General features: G+C 59.1%; 17 protein-coding genes, 1 tRNA gene and 5 pseudogenes. 19 read left to right on the top strand and 4 right to left on the bottom strand.

Translation table 11 applies throughout. The features are described from left to right. The first annotated feature begins 59 nt into the window (after positions 1 to 59). The 7 genes from rpmI to AACY30_RS02190 all read left to right on the top strand — a co-directional run bounded on the left by rpmI (position 60) and on the right by AACY30_RS02190 (position 4,981). A complete protein-coding gene (rpmI, locus tag AACY30_RS02220; protein ID WP_002553160.1) occupies positions 60 to 254 on the top strand; it encodes a 50S ribosomal protein L35 in 195 nt (64 codons plus the stop codon). A 29-nt stretch (positions 255 to 283) separates the two neighbouring features. Then, a complete protein-coding gene (gene rplT / locus AACY30_RS02215) occupies positions 284 to 640 on the top strand; it encodes a 50S ribosomal protein L20 (protein WP_003174975.1) in 357 nt (118 codons plus the stop codon). Positions 641 to 749: 109 nt separating this feature from the next. Further along, complete coding sequence (gene pheS / locus AACY30_RS02210) at positions 750 to 1,766, top strand: phenylalanine--tRNA ligase subunit alpha (RefSeq protein ID WP_078733896.1); 1,017 nt, start codon at positions 750 to 752, stop codon at positions 1,764 to 1,766. Positions 1,767 to 1,792: 26 nt separating this feature from the next. Beyond that, positions 1,793 to 4,171: a phenylalanine--tRNA ligase subunit beta gene (gene pheT, locus AACY30_RS02205; protein WP_339471271.1), complete on the top strand. Its 2,379-nt coding sequence runs from the start codon at positions 1,793 to 1,795 to the stop codon at positions 4,169 to 4,171. A 3-nt stretch (positions 4,172 to 4,174) separates the two neighbouring features. Continuing rightward, positions 4,175 to 4,477, top strand: coding sequence for an integration host factor subunit alpha (gene ihfA, locus AACY30_RS02200; protein WP_002553164.1), 303 nt, complete (start codon positions 4,175 to 4,177; stop codon positions 4,475 to 4,477). After that, positions 4,458 to 4,814 (top strand): MerR family transcriptional regulator, encoded by a 357-nt coding sequence (locus AACY30_RS02195; RefSeq protein ID WP_003219935.1) that lies wholly within the window; start codon positions 4,458 to 4,460, stop codon positions 4,812 to 4,814. Before ihfA ends, AACY30_RS02195 begins: the two co-directional genes overlap by 20 nt. A 90-nt stretch (positions 4,815 to 4,904) precedes the next feature. Beyond that, positions 4,905 to 4,981: transfer RNA gene (locus AACY30_RS02190), tRNA-Pro, on the top strand. Positions 4,982 to 5,059: 78 nt separating this feature from the next. Here AACY30_RS02190 and AACY30_RS02185 read toward each other — a convergent pair. Beyond that, positions 5,060 to 5,920: pseudogene (locus AACY30_RS02185) on the bottom strand (tyrosine-type recombinase/integrase); the annotation flags it as partial. Continuing rightward, positions 5,920 to 6,285 (bottom strand): annotated as a pseudogene (locus tag AACY30_RS02180) (phage tail tape measure protein); the annotation flags it as partial. The pseudogenes AACY30_RS02180 and AACY30_RS02185, both read right to left, overlap by 1 nt. Between AACY30_RS02180 and AACY30_RS02175 the strand changes: the two are divergent. From AACY30_RS02175 to AACY30_RS02160, 4 genes and pseudogenes are all read left to right on the top strand, one after another. After that, a pseudogene (locus AACY30_RS02175) lies at positions 6,286 to 6,648 on the top strand (NlpC/P60 family protein); the annotation flags it as partial. It lies immediately after the preceding pseudogene. A 184-nt stretch (positions 6,649 to 6,832) separates the two neighbouring features. After that, entirely contained in the window at positions 6,833 to 7,258 is a 426-nt protein-coding gene (locus AACY30_RS02170; RefSeq protein WP_339467723.1) for a hypothetical protein, read from the top strand. 215 nt (positions 7,259 to 7,473) lie between these two features. Further along, positions 7,474 to 7,764 carry a hypothetical protein gene (locus tag AACY30_RS02165; RefSeq protein ID WP_339539584.1) on the top strand — a complete coding sequence of 97 codons (291 nt, stop codon included), beginning with the start codon at positions 7,474 to 7,476 and terminating at the stop codon, positions 7,762 to 7,764. An 89-nt stretch (positions 7,765 to 7,853) separates the two neighbouring features. Continuing rightward, positions 7,854 to 8,435: a tail assembly protein gene (locus tag AACY30_RS02160; RefSeq protein WP_339539583.1), complete on the top strand. Its 582-nt coding sequence runs from the start codon at positions 7,854 to 7,856 to the stop codon at positions 8,433 to 8,435. A 184-nt stretch (positions 8,436 to 8,619) separates the two neighbouring features. Here AACY30_RS02160 and AACY30_RS02155 read toward each other — a convergent pair whose 3' ends face one another. Next, positions 8,620 to 9,471, bottom strand: coding sequence for a lipopolysaccharide biosynthesis protein (locus tag AACY30_RS02155; protein WP_339539582.1), 852 nt, complete (start codon positions 9,469 to 9,471; stop codon positions 8,620 to 8,622). A gap of 69 nt (positions 9,472 to 9,540) precedes the next feature. Further along, a pseudogene (locus AACY30_RS02150) lies at positions 9,541 to 9,666 on the bottom strand (BamA/TamA family outer membrane protein); the annotation flags it as partial. Positions 9,667 to 9,870: 204 nt separating this feature from the next. On the opposite strand from AACY30_RS02150, the gene AACY30_RS02145 reads away from it, so the two are divergent. The 8 genes and pseudogenes from AACY30_RS02145 (at position 9,871) to AACY30_RS02110 (ending at position 17,597) form a co-directional block, all read left to right on the top strand. Beyond that, positions 9,871 to 10,539 (top strand): GntR family transcriptional regulator, encoded by a 669-nt coding sequence (locus AACY30_RS02145; RefSeq protein ID WP_339539580.1) that lies wholly within the window; start codon positions 9,871 to 9,873, stop codon positions 10,537 to 10,539. 67 nt (positions 10,540 to 10,606) lie between these two features. After that, positions 10,607 to 11,413 (top strand): ABC transporter substrate-binding protein, encoded by an 807-nt coding sequence (locus AACY30_RS02140; RefSeq protein WP_065880894.1) that lies wholly within the window; start codon positions 10,607 to 10,609, stop codon positions 11,411 to 11,413. An 11-nt stretch (positions 11,414 to 11,424) separates the two neighbouring features. Continuing rightward, the gene (locus AACY30_RS02135) at positions 11,425 to 12,201 is read left to right on the top strand and encodes an amino acid ABC transporter permease (RefSeq protein WP_065874057.1); all 777 of its coding nucleotides are present in this window, start codon (positions 11,425 to 11,427) and stop codon (positions 12,199 to 12,201) included. A 2-nt stretch (positions 12,202 to 12,203) separates the two neighbouring features. Continuing rightward, the gene (locus AACY30_RS02130) at positions 12,204 to 12,983 is read left to right on the top strand and encodes an amino acid ABC transporter ATP-binding protein (RefSeq protein ID WP_339539578.1); all 780 of its coding nucleotides are present in this window, start codon (positions 12,204 to 12,206) and stop codon (positions 12,981 to 12,983) included. A 20-nt stretch (positions 12,984 to 13,003) separates the two neighbouring features. Further along, positions 13,004 to 13,357: pseudogene (locus tag AACY30_RS02125) on the top strand (spermidine/putrescine ABC transporter substrate-binding protein PotF); the annotation flags it as partial. Continuing rightward, the gene (locus AACY30_RS02120; RefSeq protein ID WP_339539577.1) at positions 13,356 to 13,496 is read left to right on the top strand and encodes a hypothetical protein; all 141 of its coding nucleotides are present in this window, start codon (positions 13,356 to 13,358) and stop codon (positions 13,494 to 13,496) included. The pseudogene AACY30_RS02125 and the gene AACY30_RS02120, both read left to right, overlap by 2 nt. Before the next feature lie 17 nt (positions 13,497 to 13,513). Beyond that, the gene (locus tag AACY30_RS02115) at positions 13,514 to 15,124 is read left to right on the top strand and encodes a gamma-glutamyltransferase family protein (protein WP_339539575.1); all 1,611 of its coding nucleotides are present in this window, start codon (positions 13,514 to 13,516) and stop codon (positions 15,122 to 15,124) included. An 82-nt stretch (positions 15,125 to 15,206) separates the two neighbouring features. Beyond that, positions 15,207 to 17,597: a TonB-dependent receptor gene (locus tag AACY30_RS02110; protein ID WP_339539574.1), complete on the top strand. Its 2,391-nt coding sequence runs from the start codon at positions 15,207 to 15,209 to the stop codon at positions 17,595 to 17,597. Positions 17,598 to 17,637: the final 40 nt, after the last annotated feature.

The raw sequence follows: 17,637 nt of genomic DNA, 5'->3' as shown, positions 1-17,637 counted from the left end.
CAACAGGGCACGGCAGGCCTTCTGATTATGTTTATCAACTGAATGCGGAGTATCCGAACATGCCAAAGATGAAGACTAAAAGTGGTGCTGCTAAGCGGTTTCTGAAAACTGCTAACGGTATCAAGCACAAGCACGCTTTCAAGAGCCACATCCTGACCAAAATGTCGACCAAGCGTAAGCGTCAACTGCGCGGTAGCAGCTTGCTGCATCCGTCTGACGTGGCAAAAGTCGAGCGCATGCTGCGCCTTCGTTAATTTTTGGATCAAGATAGAGGAAGTAACTCATGGCTCGTGTAAAGCGTGGCGTCATTGCCCGTAAACGTCACAAAAAAATTCTGAAACTCGCTAAAGGCTACTACGGCGCGCGTTCACGCGTATTCCGTGTTGCCAAGCAAGCGGTAATCAAGGCAGGCCAATACGCCTACCGTGACCGTCGTCAGAAAAAACGTCAGTTCCGCGCTCTGTGGATCGCTCGTATCAACGCTGGTGCACGTGTTAACGGTCTGTCCTACAGCCGTTTCATCGCTGGCCTGAAAAAAGCGTCCATCGAAATCGACCGTAAGGTTCTGGCTGAACTGGCCGTGAACGAAAAAGCGGTGTTTGCTGCGATTGTCGAGAAAGCTAAAGCCACCTTGGCTTAAGTACCCCCGACAGTCACCCTGGGTTGCTCCTGCAGCCCTAGGTGGTAAACGTCATAAATAGGGGAAGAGCCTTCAAGCTCTTCCCCTATTTTGTATCTGGAGTCTGTACATGGAAAACCTGGACGCGCTCGTCGCTCAAGCTCTTGAGGCTGTGCAAAGCGCTGAAGATATCAATGCCCTGGAGCAAATCCGGGTTCACTACCTTGGCAAAAAGGGTGAATTGACTCAGGTGATGAAGACCCTGGGGAATTTGCCGGCTGAAGAGCGCCCGCAAGTCGGCGCGCTCATCAACGTCGCCAAGGAGCGTGTTACAGAGGTTCTCAATGCGCGCAAGGCGTCGCTCGAGGAGGCCGATCTTGCGGCCAGACTCGCGGCCGAGTCCATTGATGTCACCCTGCCAGGCCGCGGCCAGGCCTCGGGCGGTCTGCATCCGATCACCCGGACTCTGGAGCGTATCGAGCAGTTTTTCACCCATATCGGCTACGGCATTGCCGAAGGCCCTGAGGTCGAAGACGACTATCACAACTTCGAGGCGCTCAACATCCCAGGCCATCACCCGGCCCGGTCGATGCACGACACCTTCTATTTCAACGCGAACATGCTGTTGCGCACCCATACCTCGCCGGTACAGGTCCGTACCATGGAAGCGAACAAGCCGCCGATCCGCATTGTCTGCCCAGGCCGTGTGTACCGTAGCGACTCGGATATCACCCATTCGCCGATGTTCCACCAGGTCGAAGGCCTGCTTGTTGATCGCGACATCAACTTCGCCGACCTCAAAGGCACCATCGAAGAATTCCTTCGCGTGTTCTTCGAGAAGGAACTGGCGGTGCGTTTCCGTCCATCGTTCTTCCCGTTCACCGAGCCGTCCGCTGAAGTCGACATGGAATGCGTGATGTGCAGCGGTAAAGGCTGCCGCGTCTGCAAGCAGACTGGCTGGCTGGAAGTGATGGGCTGCGGCATGGTTCACCCCAACGTGCTGCGCATGTCCGGCATCGATCCGGAAGAGTTCTCGGGCTTTGCCTTCGGCATGGGCGTTGAGCGTCTGGCCATGCTGCGTTACGGCGTGAACGACTTGCGTCTGTTCTTCGACAACGACTTGCGGTTCCTCGCGCAATTTCGCTAGTCGTAACGAATCTTTAGGAGAGCAGGATGAAATTCAGTGAACAATGGCTGCGCGGCTGGGTAAGCCCGCAGGTAGATCGCGATGAGCTGGTTGCTCGTCTGTCGATGGCCGGTCTTGAGGTCGATAGCGTTACGCCGGCCGCCGGTGTTTTCAGCGGTGTGGTAGTGGGCGAGGTGCTGAGCACCGAGCAGCACCCTGATGCCGATAAATTGCGTGTGTGCCAGGTCAGCAATGGCGCGCAAACCTTCCAGGTCGTGTGCGGAGCGCCAAACGTGCGCCCGGGCCTGAAGATTCCGTTTGCCATGATCGGTGCTGAGCTGCCGGGCGACTTCAAGATCAAGAGGGCCAAGCTGCGTGGCGTTGAGTCCAACGGCATGCTGTGCTCCCAGGCCGAACTGCAAGTAGGTGAGGGCAATGATGGTCTGATGGAATTGCCGGCTGACGCACCAGTGGGCCAGGACATCCGTGTTTACCTGGAATTGGAAGACGCCAGCATTGAGGTCGACCTGACCCCGAACCGTGGCGACTGTCTGTCCCTCGCCGGCCTGGCCCGTGAAGTGGGCGCGTTGTACAACGCCCCGGTCACCCGCCCGGTGGTTGCAGCCGTGGCTGCCGTTCATGACGAGGTGCGCCCGATCGAAGTGTTGGCGCCAAACGCCTGCCCACGTTACCTGGGGCGTGTGATCCGCAACGTCGACCTGTCCAAGCCAACCCCGCTGTGGATGGTTGAGCGTCTGCGTCGGGCCGACGTACGCAGCATCGACGCTGCCGTCGACATCACCAACTATGTGATGCTTGAGCTGGGCCAGCCGCTGCACGCCTTCGATCTCGCCGAAATCAACGGCGGCATCCGTGTTCGCATGGCTGAAGAAGGCGAGAAGCTGGTTCTGCTCGACGGCCAGGAAGTCAGCCTGCGTGCCGACACCCTAGTGATTGCCGACCACTCCCGCGCCCTGGCGATTGCCGGCGTGATGGGGGGCGAGCACAGCGGTGTGTCCGAGACCACCCGTGACGTATTCCTTGAAAGTGCGTTCTTCGATCAGATCGTTATCGCTGGAAAGGCTCGTTCCTACGGCCTGCACACCGATGCCTCGCACCGCTACGAGCGTGGTGTGGACTGGAAACTCGCCCGTGAAGCCATGGAGCGCGCCACTGGCCTGCTGCTGGAAATCACCGGTGGCGAAGCCGGCCCGATCACCGAAACCGTCAACGAGCAGTACTTGCCGTCCGTTGCCCCGATCACCCTGCGCGCCAAGAGCGTTGAGCAAATGCTCGGCCTGGTAATCGCGCCGGCTGAAATCGAGCAGTTGCTGTCGGCCCTCGGCCTGGGTATTTCCTCGAGCGGGGAAGGGCAGTGGACCGTTGAGGTACCAAGCCACCGCTTCGACATCAGCCTGGAAGTCGACCTGATCGAAGAGCTGGCCCGCCTGTACGGCTACAACCGTCTACCGGTTCGTTACCCGCAAGCACGCCTGGCACCGCAGCCCAAGGCTGAGGCGCGTGCGCACCTGCCTGAGCTACGTCGCCTGCTGGTTGCCCGTGGCTACCAGGAAGCGGTGACCTACAGCTTCATCGATCCAAAGCAGTTCGAACTGTTCAACCCGGGCGTCGAGCCACTGTTGCTGGCTAACCCGATTTCGAACGACATGGCTGCCATGCGCTCGTCATTGTGGCCAGGCCTGGTGAAAGCCCTTTCCCATAACCTAAACCGTCAGCAAGACCGCGTGCGCATGTTCGAAAGCGGCCTGCGTTTTGTCGGTCAGTTGGACGGCCTGAAGCAAGAGCCGATGCTGGCTGGCGTGGTCTGCGGCAGCCGTCTGCCGGAAGGTTGGGCGCAGGGCCGCGACGCCGTGGACTTCTTCGACGTCAAGGCTGACGTGGAAGCAGTGCTGGGCTTTGCGGGTGCGCTGGATGCCTTCACTTTCCTGCCTGGCAGCCACCCAGCGCTGCACCCGGGCCAGACGGCACGCATCGAGCGTGAAGGGCGCCTGGTAGGTTTCGTTGGTGCCATTCACCCTGAACTGTCGAAAACCCTCGGCTTGGACCGTCCGGTCTTTGTGTTTGAGCTGGTTCTGGCTGAAGTTGCTTCGGGCAAAATGCCTAAATTCTGCGAGCTGTCGCGCTTCCCTGAAGTGCGCCGCGACCTGGCGCTGATCGCCGACCGTGAAGTGGCCGCCACTGCCGTTCTGGATGTAATCCGTGAAAATGCAGGGGAATGGCTCACAGACCTCAGGCTATTTGACGTCTATCAGGGTAAAGGCATTGATCCGCATAGAAAAAGCCTTGCAGTTGGCTTGACCTGGCAGCATCCATCGCGCACTCTTAATGACGATGAGGTGAATACCACGACACAAAATATCCTCACCTCGCTCGAACAAAGGTTGAACGCCACGTTAAGGAAGTGACGTATGGGGGCTTTGACGAAAGCTGAGATGGCGGAACGTCTGTACGAAGAGTTGGGTCTGAACAAGCGCGAGGCCAAGGAATTGGTCGAGCTGTTTTTTGAAGAAATCAGACACGCTCTGGAAGACAACGAACAGGTCAAATTGTCCGGTTTCGGCAATTTTGACCTGCGGGACAAACGCCAGCGGCCTGGCCGCAATCCAAAAACGGGAGAAGAAATCCCGATCACGGCTCGCCGTGTGGTCACCTTTCGTCCAGGGCAGAAGTTGAAGGCCCGAGTTGAGGCTTATGCTGGAACCAAGTCATAACGACGAGCTACCCGTCATCCCAGGCAAACGCTACTTCACCATTGGTGAAGTCAGCGAGCTCTGTGCAGTAAAACCGCACGTGTTGCGCTATTGGGAGCAGGAGTTTCCTCAACTCAACCCCGTCAAACGCACAGGTAACCGTCGGTATTATCAGCGCCAGGATGTGCTGATGATCCGACAGATCCGCGCGTTGCTGTACGACCAGGGGTTCACCATCAGCGGTGCGCGCCAGCGTATGTCCGGTGATGAAGCCAAAGACGACACTACCCAATACAAGCAAATGATCCGCCAGATGATCTCCGAACTCGAAGATGTATTGGTGGTTTTGAAGAAGTAATTCCGGCTTTTAAAATACTTCCACATTTCAAAAGCTTGCGGTATATTCCGGTTCGCTTCGTTAGGAAGCAAACCCAGTAACACGCCTAGTCGGGGCGTAGCGCAGTCCGGTAGCGCACTAGCATGGGGTGCTAGGGGTCGAGTGTTCGAATCACTCCGTCCCGACCATTATTCCTGAGTAAAATCAGACACTTGAGCCGATCAGATGGATCGGCTTTTTTGTGCCAGCGCAAAACCCGCGCAAAACTACCCGGTGATTTCGCTTATATTCAGGTCCGGAATTGCTTCGGACCAGATGATTTCCTCATGGTCCCGCTGGTAGTTTTTGGTCATACCCTCGCTTGCATGGCCTGCGATCTTCTGCTCATCCTTCCCGGCTTTCTTGTACAGGTGCAGCGACAGCGCACGTACTTCGTGAAAGCCTGGCATCTCTTCTTCCTTCCACCCCGCGTAGCAGTTCGCAGCCTCCCGTACCTCCTTGAATGCTCGCGTCAAATACCTCTCTTCAACCTTCGTCCAGTGGTCCTTTGTCTGCGCCTGCTTCTGTTTCAGCCGATCCGGCTTACGGTGCACCAGGTACGGCGAAACTACATCATCGCGGCACCGGCTGATTACCGCCTGCAACTCGGGCGTGACCCTGAACCGAATCCAGGCCGCGTCTGTTGCCTTGGCAGTTTTCTTCTGCACCACGTAGAGAAACTCATCCCGAACCCCATCGAAACGCATGCCCAGGATGTCGGTTCGCCTCTGGGCGGTGATCAGCGCCAGGTCGATTGCGTTCTGTAGCCAGGTCGGTGCTTTTTCGCGGATAGCCTTCAGCCCATCGACGGTGTGGCGCTTGCGCAGTTTCTTCTCGATTCGGTTTATCGTGCTTGCTGCTGGGTTATCTGGGCACAGGTCTTTTGCTGCAGCGTGGTTGAAAATGTCCGCCAGGAGTGCACGGCACTGGTTCGCTGTGGGGGGCGTGAGTGCGTCTAACATTTCAGCAACCATGCGAATTGATATTTGGTCGACCGCCTTTCCTTCGAACTGACGGCGGAAGCGTCTGAAGTGCACCGCGTACACGCCGAGAGTGCCCTTGGCCAGCTCGCGCGGCGGCAGGACATCTCAATACCGTTAACGGTGCGCTTCAGCACATCAATCTGGCGATTCTCTGCCTCGATCAGCTTTTGCTTCTGGGCCAGCTCTTTGGCTTCCGCCTTTTCAATCTTGTCGTAGGCCTTTCCCAGTTGATCCTGGTACTTCGCCTGCTCCTCGATGGTGACCAAGCCGCCCTTGCGGGCGCGCTCCAGCAAGCCTTCGGCCTGAACCAGCGATTCCATGCTCGAGATATTGCCCGTCATCGCCTTGTCGAGTTGACTGATGACGGAGATTTCCGCTACTGCGCTGTCAGTTGCCTTGCGACTTGCTCCAGCTTGTCGATCCCTGGCCGCTGTGGATTTATCGATGCTTTGCGCAACGTCCGCTTCTGCCAGCGCGAATGGGGTTTGGAGTTCGAAGCCTTCCAGCGCGTCTATGGCTGGTGGGAAAGCGCTGAGAACGCGAGCCTGTGCGAGCAGCACTACGAGGCGTTTTGGCTTTGTGCGGGTCGACTGGCCGCAGCGCGGTGACATGATTGTTATGCATGCGGGGCGGACAGTACACCCGAACCACGCCGGGATTTACCTGGGTACTGACACAGCGTTGCCCAGCGAAGAGTCAGGCACCTTCGGCCCTGGCCCATTCCTGCTGCACCACCTATACGGCAGGCGTCAGAAATTATCGTCTACGGCGGACCCGGGCATGACAGGACGCGCCTGGTCCTCAGGCACAAAGACGCAAAACAACCAACATGACGCAGCAGTGCCGCCCGGTCGCCACTGGCATTCCATCCACGCTGGACGCCCGGACAGCGGGTAGACTGCTGAAGATGCTAGGGAACTTTTTCTTGCGATAGTGTCAATTTGACATGCATCTGCGCAGCTCGCCAGGGATGCCGACGATGCTGGACGGATTTCCGGCAAACCAAGGAAGAAAACGATGAGATTGATTTTTGTAGTACTGCTTATGATTAGCAGCTATGCCTTTGCCGGCTGCGACAGCATTCGCGATTTAGACCAGCGTACCTACTGCAGGGCCAAGGAAGGCCGTGATAGCTGCAACTCTATCTCCTCCGGAGACCTGCGCTATACCTGTATCGCGGAAACCAGCGGCGGTACTTGCAGTAGCATCATCGACCCTGACCAGCGTTATTACTGCAATGCCAAGACCAATCATGGTAGTTGCGACTCGATCCACGACAGGGATCTACGCTATACCTGCATGGCTGAAACCAAAGGAGACAGCTGTAGTAGCATAATCGACAGTAATCAGCGCTATATGTGTGAGGCGAAAACCAACAACGGTAGTTGCAGCTCGATCACCGACACGGACCTGCGTGCCCAATGTGATGCTTTGAAGCATTGATTGCAGATCAGTAGATCGTATTTATTCCCGACAATTTAGATTTACCGCCTCTAATGCATCAATTTTTCAGCATCGACGACGCATAAAAAATTCACTGCCTGAGAGATTTCAAAGCAGGCAATGCTACAGTCCCGCCAAACCAAAGAGGGAACGACATACGGATTTTGATAGCGGTGGTACCGGTGGTGATGCTGGCTGGGTGTATGGTGCCAACCATGAACGAGGCTCGCCAATCTGGCCCTTACAAGGTTCTCACTTCCAAAAAAACGGACGCCGCGCTCGCTAAATGCGTCCAGTACGAATGGCAGAACCAGTCAATCTTCGGCGGTACGCCTGGGGCAACTCTTCAGCCTGGCCGCGATACGGGTTACACCGTGTTCACCGAGGGATCCCAGTACTTCGTTGACATCCAGCCTAAAGGCTCGGGGGCCGAAGCGAAGTATTACGTGGTGGTCGGAAACTGGATTGCGAATAAGCGATTGGCTGCACCGCAAGGTTGCCTATAGTCAGCACCACTTCATCAAAGGCTCGCTTCGGCGGGCTTTTTTATTGTCCGGAGAAAAGTCAGTGGCAGCTTGCCATCAATTATCAGCCCATGATCACGATCTTGCTTTACGGTCAACCTCGACAGTTTGGCCGGTCCTTCCGCATGGCTGTGAATTCACCAGCAGAGTCGATCAAGGCGCTGTGTGTGCAGATCCCCGGATTTGAACGCTTCCTATCGAACGCCAAATCACGGGGGATTGAGTTCGCCGTATTCCGAGGAAAGACGAACCTGGCAGAAAAGGAGCTTGGGTTTGCGGGCGGCGGCGATATTCGAATTGCCCCGATCATCACCGGCAGTAAACGCGGCGGGGCGCTGCAAACCATCATCGGCGCTGTGCTGATTGTTGTCGGCCTTGTCATAACAGGCGGCACGTTCGGCGCCGGTGCACCCTTCGGTTCCGCGCTGATCATGATGGGTGGATCGATGGTGCTGGGCGGCGTGATTCAAATGCTCAGCCCCCAAGCCGGCGGCCTCAAAACCAGCGCAGCGCCAGAGAACACACCCGGCTACGCCTTCGGCAGCGCCAAGAACACCACGGCCTCCGGTAACCCGGTACCGCTCTGCATTGGCGAGCGCCGGTGGGGAGGTGCGATTATCAGCGCCGAGATATACGCCGAAGACCGAGTGTAATCACCACCTGCAGAACCGCAACCGCCCGAGAGGCGGTTTTTTATTGCCTGGAGAAAAGCATGGGCGCAGCATGCAAAATCGACGTCTATGGAGCCAAGGGCGGCTCACGGTGACCGTTGCTTACTCCGTTACGCCTGCGAGCCAGAACAGTCGGTGGGTCACTGGCGATAAAATACGATGCCTGCTACCCGAGCATCGCCTCAACCTCTGCAAGCGTGACCTGCGGGACCACACTGTCCGGAATTCTTGAAATGTCAGAGAGGTTATAAACCATGAAGTCCTCGCCCATGACCTTTTTGGACATCAACTCGAGCGACGGCAGTATGCGTGTGAAGTAGTGTTGGTCGAGTCCGCAGGGAGAGTTTTTCGATTCCTGGGTCTCGTAAAACCTTCCAGCGTTTTCGTCCAGATCCACCCCGACGAGAAAAACCTTGATGAATCCGACGTGGAAGGCCAACTGTATCGCCAGATAGGCCACGGTTCTTGCGTCAAAGAAGCCCTGGCTCATGTCTTTACTGAATCCCAGCAGTCTTTTGCGATGGGGTAGCAAGGGATGATTGACGACCAACGTGCGGCGTCTACCCAGCATAGAATCCAGCCAAGAAGGTCTTTTAGCTTTGGTCAGCGGATACAGACGTCCGGCTGGGCGAGCACGCGACGATCGCGCGTGGTCTTCCCAAAGCGCGACCCTCTGGCTGATCGCCATGGCGTGTTTGAATAATTCCGGCTGCTGTTCGGAAAAGCTTCTATCCGTGCAGGCATAAAAATACGGTTTGACGTCGGTGTCCTGAAACATGGAGATAGCGCCATTCATCGTGATCATCGGCACGTGCGCAAATTTCTCGAGAGGAAACGACTTTGCCGATGCGCCTGAAGCGATGATGAAAACGGCACCTGTTTCAATGTGCCGACAAGAGCCGAAATCCTGCGTAGTCAGGCAACGTTTGTTTGAACGCTGTCGCGCTGAATCTCGCATGTACAAAGCCTGCTTGATATTGTCCACAGGCTTCGCATTGACGAGGGACGTCTGTTTCATCGGGCCCTACCTTGCGGCTAAAGGTAAATACGTATATCAGCCGACCCGATGACGGGCACTGAGTTCCCTTTAAAACGTCTGCCCCATGGAGAACTGAAACACCTGCTTCTGCGCGTTCTCAGGCGTACGAATCGGATATGCCAGGTTCACACTCAACGGCCCAAGCGGGCTGTACCACTTCCCCCCCACACCCAACCGTACGTGTTACTTGTGCTCACGGATGGGGCGTTCATGAGCCATTTCGTAGCAATTTCCTACGTAAGCCTTCCGCTTCTCCTTCGACATTTGCAATCTATTCAATCTGAATCAATCACTTGGCGCATCTCGGCAAAGTTGGCACACATTCTGCTTTTTTGTATTCGTGGATAATTGGATACAAAAATTCAAAAGGTGCTGCCGATGCAATTTGCCCCCGCTTATGTTGACCGTCAGCCCCTCACCGCAGAGGAGGAGGCCTACAACTTCCTGCTCGATGCTATTTGTGGTGGTCGCTATCGCAAAGGTGACCGGCTGATCGCCGAAGACATCGCCAGCGAGATCGGCATGAGCCGCATGCCGGTACGTGAAGCCTTCCGCCGCCTGGATGCACATGGCCTGGTGACGTTGCGGCCGAACCGTGGCGCCATCGTCAGCGGACTGGATATCGACGAATTGCACGAGGTGTTCGAAATGCGCAGTGCCCTCGAAGGCCTGGCGGTGCGCGTCGCGGTGGGTCGTATCGGCGAGCGTCAGTTGGCTGCGCTGGAGCGCATGCTCGATGAGATGGACGACTACCGCGACGAAAGCGCCGCGTGGGTCAGCCGCCACCGCGCTTTCCACGAATACCTGTGCAGCCTCAGCGGCCGGCCGCGCCTGTTGAAGCAGATATCGGCGTTCTATTCCCTGGTGGAAGCGCCCATGCGCCTGTGGCTGCAACACGGCGAAAAACCCCTCAGCGCACGCCAGGAACATGCAGTGATCCTCGATGCGATTCGCGCCGGTGACGCCGCCCGCGCCGAAGCCGTGGTGCGCGAGCACATCGAAGGCACCGTGCCGGCGCTGATCCAGTTCCTGCAAACCGAAAAATAACAAAGACCTGCTGTGTTTTGACGTTGAGTCCTGCCCCCGTTGTACCCACGAACTGGAGTGTCTGGTCATGCATAAACGCCGCGCCTTGCTGGTGGCTGTCTCCCTCGGTCTCTGTACCCAATGGGCCTGCGCTGCACCGCAGGTGCCGGATCGCCTGTTAACGGTCGACAAACTCACCTACTGCTCGGGGATGGATTCACCGCCCCTGGTGTCCTTCGACGAAGCGCAGAAACCGCGTGGGCTCACGGTCGACCTCGGCCTGGAGATCGCCAAGCGCCTGGGCGATAAAAAGGTGCAGTGGCGGGTCATCCCTTTCTCCGGGCTGGTGCCGGCGCTGCTCGCCCAGCAGTGCGACATGATCGTCGACCAGCTGTTCGACAAGCCCGAACGCCGCCAAGTGATCGACATCGTCAACTACATGTATTCCAGCCAGTCGGTAGTAGTGCCCAAGGGTAATCCCAAAGGCATCAAGACCCTCGATGACCTGTCCGGGCACAAGGTTGCCGTACTCAACGGTTCTACCATCAAGACCCTGCTGGACACGCAAAACGACAACCTGGCCAAGGCCGGCAAGCCGCCGATGAAACTGGTGGTCTACAACACCGACACCGATGCGTTCCAGGCCCTGCGCATCAGCCAAGTTGACGCCTACGGCACTACCGTGGAAACCGCCGGCTACTACGCCGCGATGGCCCCGGACCTGTTCCAGGAAGGCGTGCCGGCGTTCAGCCGGATCCTCACCGGCTTGGGCATGCGCAAGGACGACCCGCAACTGACCGCCGCCGTGCAGCAGGTGATCAGCGACATGCGCAGCGATGGCAGCTACGTCGCGTTGCTGAATAAATGGCATGTCAGCAGCGACACTCTCGACTGAGGTTTCCCGCAATGAACTTCAATTGGGATGTGTTCTGGCAGTACCTGTTGCAGCCCAGCGGGGTGTACCTCACCGGGCTGTGGCTGACGTGCCTGATCGCCGTGTCGGCGATGTTGCTGGGCTGCGCACTGGGCCTGGCGGCGGCGCTGTTGCGCTTGTCAAAGAACCCGCTGCTGCACCTGCCGGTGCGTTTTTATGTGTGGCTGATGCGCGGCACGCCGTTGCTGGTGCAGATCGTGTTTCTGTACACGGCGCTGGCGGCGGGCGGGATTTTCCGCTTTGAGGATATCGATCTGTTTGGCCTGGTTGTCCCCGGCAACATCCAGGCGGCGATTATTGCGTTGGGCCTGAATGAAGGTGCGTACATGGCCGAGATCATCCGTGCCGGCATCGGTGCGGTGGACAAGGGCCAGTATGAGGCCGGACGTTCACTCGGCATGGGTTTCGCCAAGCTGATGCGGCGCATCGTGCTGCCCCAGGCGTTCCGGGTGATCGTGCCGCCGCTGGGCAACGAGTTCAACGTGATGCTCAAGAACACCACCCTGGTCAGCGTGATCGGCGTGCAGGAGTTGCTGCTCAGCACCCAAATGGTCACCTCGGCAACGTTCCGCGTGTTCGAGCTGTACTTGGTGGTGGCGATCTACTTCCTGATGCTCACCACGCTGTGGGGCTTTTTCCAGCGCTGGCTGGAGGCGCGTTTCGGCCAGTCCGACCGGCCTTCCGCGCCACCGCCGGCGGCCAGTCGCATGTTCGGGCGCAACACCCTTAAATTGCTGAGGGGACGCTAACCATGGCGCACCAAAGTGAAGAACTGATCATTGAAGCGCTGGATATCCACAAGTCGTTTGGCACGCTGCAGATCCTCAAGGGCATTTCCCTGCAAGTACGACGCGGCGAAGTGGTGGTGCTGATCGGCGCCTCCGGCTCCGGCAAGACCACCTTTATCCGCTGCATCAACCTGCTCGAAGACATCCAGGGCGGGCGTATTCGCGTCAACGGCCGCGCCATGGGCTACCGCGAACGCAACGACGGCAGCCTGGTGCGCGATTCGGAGCGCACTATCGCCCGCCAGCGCCGCGACATCGGCATGGTGTTCCAGCGTTTCAACCTGTTCCCTCATATGACTGCGCTGGAAAACATCATCGAAGCGCCGATCCAGGTGCTCGGCACGCCACGCGCCGAAGCGTTGGAACAGGCTCATGGATTACTGGCGCGCGTGGGCCTGGCGGACAAGGCCAACCATTATCCGTCGATGCTCTCCGGCGGCCAGCAGCAACGGGTGGCCATTGCCCGTGCCCTGGCGATGAAACCCCAGGCCATGTTGTTTGACGAACCCACCAGCGCCCTCGACCCTGAAACCGTCGGCGAAGTGCTGCAGGTGATGAAGGAGCTCGCCGAGGAGGGCATGACCATGGTGGTGGTCACCCATGAAATGGGCTTTGCCCGTGAAGTGGCGGACCGCGTGGTGGTGCTCGACCAGGGCGAACTCATCGAACAAGGGCCGCCGGAACAGATTTTCAGCCACCCCAGCCACCCCCGTACCCGGGCCTTTCTCAGCCGCGTGTTATGACCTTTCCAAGGAAATCCGTCATGCGTGTATCAAGTTTGTTTGCGGTGCTGTGCTGCGCCGCCGTTGTGCCGATGAGCCAGGCTGCCACGCCTGTGGCCAAGGTCTACAATTGGTCCGACTACATCGGCCCTGACACCTTGAAGAACTTCGAGAAAGACAGCGGCATCAAGGTGCAATACGACATCTTCGACACCAATGAAATGCTTGAAGCCAAGTTGCTTTCCAGGCATTCGGGTTACGACCTGGTGGTGCCGTCCAGCCAGTTCCTGACCAAGCAGATTCGTGCCGGCGCCTACCAACCGTTGCAACGCAACGTGCTGGATAACTGGAAGCACCTCGACCCACGCCTGATGCAACGCCTGGACGCCGCTGATGGACCCGAAAGTCGGCGGTAACCCGGGTATCTACCCCGTTGACGACGTAATCAACCATACCTTTGTCTCCGCCGACCTGCCGGAAAATATCCAGCGCCTGATGACCCGGGAATGGAACCGCATCAAGTTCGGCCAATGAATTGAAGAGCCTTTGCCATGTTGAAATTTTCTGCGCACGAGTATCCCTATCCCTCGCAACGCCAGAGCGTGTTTGCCAAGCGTGGCATGGTCGCGGCGTCCCAGCCCCTGGCCGCCCAGGCCGGCATCGAGATCATGCAAAAGGGCGGCAACGCTATTGATGCCGCCATCGCCACGGCGGCCGCGTTGACGGTGGTCGAGCCCACTGGCTGCGGCCTGGGCGGCGATGCGTTTGCCCTGGTCTGGTGCAAAGGCCAGTTGCACGGCCTGAACGGCAACGGCCATGCGCCGGCGGCCCTGAGTATCGAGACGGTCAAGGCGGCGGGGCACGATCAAATGCCGCTGTACGGGTGGACCCCAGTCACCGTACCGGGCTGCCCATCGGCTTGGGCCGAGCTGTCGCAACGCTTCGGCAAGTTACCGTTTGCCGAGTTGCTGCAACCAGCGATCAGCCTGGCGCGCGACGGTTTCCCGCTGTCGCCGGTGGTTGCTCATCAATGGCAGATTGCGTTGGATGAGTTCACGCCTCATCGCGACCCAGTGCTGGCGGCCTGGTTCGACACTTTCCTGATCGACGGCCGCGCACCACGGGCTGGGGAGATTTTCCGCAACCCGGCGCAGGCCCGCACCTTGGAAGAGCTTGCCGCCACTCGCTGCGAAAGCTTGTATCGCGGCGCCCTGGCCGAACGCCTGGACGCCCACTCCCGCGCCAGCGGCGGTTACCTGCGCGCCAGCGATCTCAAGGACTACCGCGCCCAGTGGGTGGAGCCGATCCACATCAACTACCGGGGCGTGGATGTCTGGGAAATTCCACCCAGCGGCCAGGGCCTTGTGGCGCTGATGGCGCTGAACATCCTCGAAGGCTTCAGCTTCGATCACCGCGACAGTCAGCAAACCTGGCACCGCCAGTTGGAGGCGATGAAACTTGCCTACAGCGACGGCCTGCACTACATCACCGACCCACTGCACATGCGCGTGGCCGTCGCCGATCTGCTCAGCGATGACTACAGCACCCGTCGCCGTAGCCAGATCGGTGATCAAGCTCAGCCACCGAAGCCAGGAGACCCCCACGCCAGTGGCACGGTCTACCTGGCCACGGCGGACGCCGAAGGCAATATGGTCTCCTTCATTCAGAGCAACTACCACGGCTTTGGCTCCGGTGTGGTGCTGCCCGACAGCGGCATCGCCCTGCAGAACCGTGGTCAGGAATTCAGCCTCGACCCGGCCCATGCCAACTGCCTGGCGCCGGGCAAGAAAACCTTCCACACCATCATTCCCGGCTTCCTCACCAAGGACGGCCAGGCGCTGGGCCCGTTCGGCGTGATGGGCGGCTATATGCAGCCCCAGGGCCATGTGCAGATGGTGATGAACCTGGTGGACTTCGGCCTCAACCCGCAAGCGGCCTTGGACGCGCCGCGCTGGCAATGGCTGGGCGACATGAAAGTCGGCATTGAGCAGGGCGCCTCCCGCGACCTGGCCAATGCCCTGGCGCGGCGTGGGCATCAGGTACAAATCGCCAGCGACCTCACTGACTTCGGGCGTGGGCAGATCATCCTGCGTGATCCGGTCAGTGGTGTATTGTGCGGCGGCACCGAGCCCAGGGCGGATTCAACGATCGCAGTGTGGTAAGCGGAAAATTGGCGGAGCTTGTCCCTTTTTTTCATCTCGCCTGTCATTCAAGGCAAGTGAACAATATCGAGAGCTTCCGCCAATGCCCGTAGTCCGCCCCTTGCTGAAACTGAGCCTGTTGCTGAGCCTCAGCGCCAGCCCGTTATTCGCTGCCGTCAGCTATGCCGAAGACACTGCCGCCCGCCGCAGCTACCAGGTGCCGGCCGGCAGCCTGAGCGCGGCACTCACCCGGTTTGCCGGGTTGGCAGGCGTCAACCTGTCGGTAGACCCGGCCCTGGTCAGCGGTCGTACCAGCAGTGGTTTGTCCGGTGAGTACGCCGTGGAGGAGGGCTTCGCCCGCTTGCTGCAAGGCTCCGGCCTGCAACTGCAACCCATGGGGGCACAGGCCTACATGTTGGTGCCGGCGCCGGATGGCAGCCGCCTGGAACTGGCGCCGACCTCAATCCTTGGCACCACCGGCCTGTATGACGGCGACACTTACGCCGGTGGGCAAGTGGCGCGCCGTGGCTCGCAGGGTTTGCTGGGCACACGGGACTTTATGGAAACCCCGTTCAGCATGACCACCTACACCGCTGACGCGGTGAAAAACCAGCAGGCGCGCACCTTGGGCGACCTGATCGCCAGCGACCCGTCAGTGCGCGCGACCAACCCGGCCGGTGGGCGTTATGAGCAGTTCACCATTCGCGGTTTCAGCCTGTTCAACAGCGATGTGTCGTACAACGGTCTCTATGGCGTACTGCCGACCTACACCATCGACATGGAAATGGCCGACCGCGTCGACATCTTCAAAGGCCCCACCCAGTTGATCAACGGCATCTCACCGCGCGGCAGCGTCGGTGGCGGGATCAACGTAGTGCCCAAGCGCGCCACCGACAAGGACATCAACTCGTTTACCGGCAACTGGACCTCCGACAGCCAGGCTGGCGGCGCGGTGGATGTGGGGCGACGCTTCGGTGAGGACAACATGTTCGGCATCCGCTTCAACGGCGTGAAGCAGTCCGGCGACACCGAGTGGGACCACCAGCGCGTCGACCGCGAAATGGCTGTGTTGGGCCTGGACTTTCGCGGCGAGCGCCTGCGCCTTTCCACCGATATCGGCCACACCGAACGCGATACCGATGCACCGCAAGAGCGCGTGCAGGTGGCGGCCGCAGCGCCGGTGCCCAGCGCCAACGATGTGCGCCGCAACTACGCGCAATCCTGGAGCAAGGCCAGCACCAACGACACCTTCGGCACGGTCAACGCTGAGTACGACCTCAGCGATAACATGATGCTGTATGGCGGCGTGGGCGCGCGTAAAAGCAACCACGACTTTCTGCGTCACGCGGTGTCCGTCACCAATGCGGCTGGCGCGTTCACTGTGCAGCCGCGGGATTTCACCCGCGATGAAAACGTACGCACCTACACCGCTGGCGTGCGCAACTGGTTCCATACCGGGCCGGTGAGCCATGAGGTCAACCTGGCGGCCAGCTACTTCGACATGGACTTCACCAACGGCGGCGCCCGCTTCGGGACGGCGACGAGTAACCTCTACAACCCGGTGCAAACGCCCGCGCCGTCCACGGCGATACGTCAGGACGCCAAGGTCTACACCGAAAACAAATTCAGCGGCGTGGCCTTGTCCGACACCCTGGGGTTCTTCGACGACCGCCTGCTGCTCACCCTCGGCGCGCGTTGGCAGCGCGTCAAGGTGGATGACTGGAGCGACGGCATCAAAGGCAAAACTGGCTATGACGAAGAAAAGGTCTCGCCGTCCGGTGGCCTCCTGTTCAAGGCCACCGACAAGCTGTCGCTGTACGCCAACTACATGGAAGGCTTGAGCCAGGGCAAGATCGCGCCGTCGACCTCGAGCAACGAGGACGAAATCTTCCCGCCGTTCATCAGCCGTCAGGTGGAAGTGGGCGCCAAATACGACGCCGGCGCCTTTGCCGTGACCGCCGCTGTGTTCCGCATCAAGCAGCCGGCCTATGAAACTAACGCCACCTCGCGGTTGTTCGGCCCCAACGGCAAGCGTCAGAACTCCGGTGTGGAGCTGAGTGTATTCGGCGAGCCGCTCAAGGGCGTGCGCCTGCTGGGCGGGGTGATGTACATCGACAGCGAACTGAAGGACACCACCAACGGCGCCTGGGACGGCAACCGCGCCCCGGCGACGCCTAAATACAACGTTAACCTGGGCGCCGAATGGGATGTGCCGGGCCTTGAAGGCCTGACGTTGACCAGCCGTGGCATTTATTCCAGCTCGCAGTACCTGGACCAGTCCAACGTCAAGGAAATCGATGCGTGGAACCGCGTCGACGTCGGCGCGCGGTATGGGTTCAACGTGGATGACAAGCACATCACCTTGCGCGCGAATGTGGAGAACGTCGCCGATAAACGCTACTGGAGCTCGGCCGGGGCGTCGGACGACAGCGAGCCGGGGTTGACCTTGTCGACACCGCGTACCTACTTGCTGTCAGCCACCATCGACTTCTAACGGCCGTACACCGATCAAAAGTGTGGGAGGCCGGCTTGCC

Origin of the sequence: Pseudomonas sp. RA_5y_Pfl1_P24 (assembly GCF_963970945.1) — a bacterium.
In the GTDB taxonomy this organism is placed as follows: Bacteria; Pseudomonadota; Gammaproteobacteria; order Pseudomonadales; family Pseudomonadaceae; genus Aquipseudomonas; species Aquipseudomonas tritici.
The sequence above is the reverse complement of the archived record's forward strand: the minus strand, read 5'-3'. Positions and strand labels throughout refer to the sequence as shown.